Raw genomic sequence first — 2,836 nt, 5'->3', positions numbered from 1 at the left:
CTGGTAGGTCGGGATGATGCCCATGGCCATCAGGTTCTCGCGGCTGTCGTAGCGAATGCGCACGACCTCGTCCGGCCGGTTGTTGCGCCGCTCGAATTCGGTCTCTCCCACGCGGTCACGCTCCCGGTCACCGTGGCCGGTGCCCAGCTCCTGGTCGGCATTGCCCGGATCGCTGCGATGCGATTTGCTCTGCATGGACGACTTGCCCTGCGCCTCGGGCGCCGGTGCGCTGCGGCCGTAGGGGCCGATCTCGGGCACGGGTTGACGGTACGGCGCGCGTTCACGGAACACGGCCACTCCAATCACCCCCACGTCGTCCGGGCGGCCCGTGCGGGCGGCGTAGGAGCGCGGCAGGCTGGTGAATTCGAAGGCAGCGATCTCCCGGCTGCTCTTGCGCCAGCCGCTGACGTCGTAGCGCTGACCGGGGTTCAGCACGTAGCCAGCCTGGTTGAAAGACGCGGTATCGCCGCTGATCACGTTGACGCCGTCCACCGACACCACGTTGAGCAGGCGCCCGCGCGATTCGTTTTGCAGCTCCACGGCGTAGCGGGCTCCAGGCTCGCCGGCCACCCAGACATCGCCTCTGTGGCGGTACATCTGCAGCACCTCGCCGCTGTCGCGGTTGACGATGCGCACATCGGTGAGGCGGCCGATGGCCATGGCCGGCAGCGCGGTCAGCAAGCTGGCGCCGACAAGGGCGCTGAGGGCCATGCGGCGGGAGAGGGTGGCGGTCTTGGTGTTCATGTGGGGTCTCCTGACTCCGTGGTGGTTGGGAGATGCCAGTACACCCCGGCTGGGTAAACCTATGCCCCTCGCCATGAAAAGCTTGTGTAAACAGGTGTACGAAGTGGTGTGTGGCGGCGCGAGGGCTGAGAGGCTGAGCGTCTTCCGCACATGCCCGCTCACCACCCCCAAACGCACCCGCTCTGCGTTGCAAATGCGCGCCATAGACCGAGCTATGGCTGTGCTTTGCGCCTTGATCGGGCACGCTTTGAGGCGTTGCTCGGACACGCCCGAAAAACGCTCAGCCTCTGACCGCGGCGCGGGCTGGAATAATCGCCACTCCGTTTTCACTTCTTCACAAGGACATTCCATGATCACCACCCCCAGCGGCCTGCAATACGAAGACACCGTGGTCGGCACCGGCGAGGTCGCTCAGGCCGGCCGTCCGGTGCAAGTGCACTACACCGGCTGGCTCTACAACGATGGCGTGCAAGGCGCCAAGTTCGACTCCAGCAAAGACCGTGGCCAGCCCTTCGAATTCCCCCTGGGCGCGGGCCACGTGATCAAGGGCTGGGACGAAGGCGTGCAGGGCATGGCCATCGGTGGTACGCGCCGCCTGGTGATTCCCGCCGCGCTGGGCTACGGTGCGCGCGGCGCCGGTGGCGTGATTCCGCCGAACGCGACGCTGCTGTTCGAAGTGGACCTTCTGGCGGTCTGAACGCCATGAATCAGCGCCCCGCCATCCTGATCGCGCGCACCGTGTTTCCCGAGGTGGTGGAGCGCCTGCGGGCGCATTTCGAGGTCGATCACAACGACACCGACCAGGTGCTCAGCCCCGCCGAACTGGCGCAGCGCCTGCTGGGCAAGGCGGGGGCGATGACCACCGGCAGTGAGCGAGTCGACGCCACGCTGCTGGCGGCCTGTCCTGAGTTGCGCATCGCGGCCAACATCGCGGTGGGCTACAACAACTTCGATGTACCGGCCATGACGGCGGCCGGGGTGCTGGCCACCAACACGCCCGACGTGTTGACCGAGACCACGGCGGACTTCGGTTTCGCTCTGCTCATGGCCACGGCGCGGCGCATCACCGAAAGCGAACACTTCCTGCGAGCCGGCCAGTGGAACCGCTGGGCGCTGGACATGTTTGCCGGCGCCGAGGTGCACGGCAGCACGCTGGGCATCCTGGGCATGGGCCGCATCGGCCAGGCCATCGCGCGGCGCGGGGCCTACGGCTTCGGCATGAAGGTGATCTACCACAACCGTTCGCGCCTGGACGCGGCCACCGAGATCGAATGCAAGGCCTCGTATGTCAGCAAAGCCGAGTTGCTCGCGCAGGCCGACCACCTGATCCTGGTCGTGCCTTACAGCGCCGAATCGCACCACACCATCGGCGCGACGGAGATCGCTCAGATGAAACCCACGGCGACGCTGGTCAACATCGCGCGCGGCGGCATCGTGGACGACGCGGCGCTGGCTGTGGCATTGCGCGAGAAGCGCATCGCGGCGGCGGGGCTCGACGTGTTCGAGGGCGAGCCCAAGGTGCACCCGGACCTGCTGACCGTGCCCAACGTGGTGCTCACGCCCCACATCGCCAGCGCCACGCTCAAGACGCGCCGCGCCATGGCCGATCTCGCGGCCGACAACCTGATCGCCTTCCTCACGCGCGGCGAAGCGCTCACGCCGCTGAACAGCGTCGCGCCGCGCTGAGTCAGCGCAGCAGCGGCAGCAGCGCGGGGTGGCCGGCCTGCTCGGCGAGGTCGGCGGCGCTGCGGCCCCGCGGGTCGCGCAGCTGGGCGTTGGCCCCGGCCTCCAGCAGCAGCTTGACCATGGCCGCATCGCCGCGTTGTGCGGCCAGCATGAGTGCGCTGCGGCCTGTCCCGTCGCGGCCATTGACATCCGCACCCTGTGCCAACAGGCGGCGCACGCCCTCGGCATCGCCCTCGGCCACGGCCTGCAACAAGGGCGGCAAGGCCGGGTGGCGCGCCTCGGCGTTGTTGTCTGCACGGCGCCGTGCCGTGTCCTGCGCCATACCGCTTGCCCCGGCGCGGGAGGAATGGTCGTTGGCCGGGGCCGGAGGGGACGCCATCGGGGCCGCTCTCGGAGCGGCCTTGGC

At 68.4% G+C, this 2,836-nt stretch carries 4 protein-coding genes; 2 read left to right on the top strand and 2 right to left on the bottom strand.

The window, feature by feature from the left end; all coding sequences use genetic code 11:
- The coding region (locus B0E41_RS00190) for a hypothetical protein (protein ID WP_077327392.1) at positions 1–744 on the bottom strand (744 nt) is incomplete at its 3' end.
- Positions 745–1,093: 349 nt separating this feature from the next.
- Here B0E41_RS00190 and B0E41_RS00185 point away from each other — a divergent pair.
- Both B0E41_RS00185 and B0E41_RS00180 read left to right on the top strand, forming a co-directional pair.
- Positions 1,094–1,441 carry an FKBP-type peptidyl-prolyl cis-trans isomerase gene (locus B0E41_RS00185; protein WP_077327389.1) on the top strand — a complete coding sequence of 116 codons (348 nt, stop codon included), beginning with the start codon at positions 1,094–1,096 and terminating at the stop codon, positions 1,439–1,441.
- A gap of 5 nt (positions 1,442–1,446) precedes the next feature.
- Entirely contained in the window at positions 1,447–2,430 is a 984-nt protein-coding gene (locus tag B0E41_RS00180) for a D-glycerate dehydrogenase (protein WP_077327385.1), read from the top strand.
- A 1-nt stretch (position 2,431) separates the two neighbouring features.
- Here B0E41_RS00180 and B0E41_RS00175 read toward each other — a convergent pair.
- A partial coding sequence (locus B0E41_RS00175; protein WP_216350712.1) for an ankyrin repeat domain-containing protein occupies positions 2,432–2,836 on the bottom strand: 405 nt, incomplete at its 5' end.

Source organism: Hydrogenophaga sp. A37 (genome assembly GCF_002001205.1).
Taxonomy (GTDB): Bacteria; Pseudomonadota; Gammaproteobacteria; order Burkholderiales; family Burkholderiaceae_C; genus Hydrogenophaga.
Note: the sequence above shows the minus strand (reverse complement) of the source record. Positions and strands in the feature narration are given on the sequence as shown.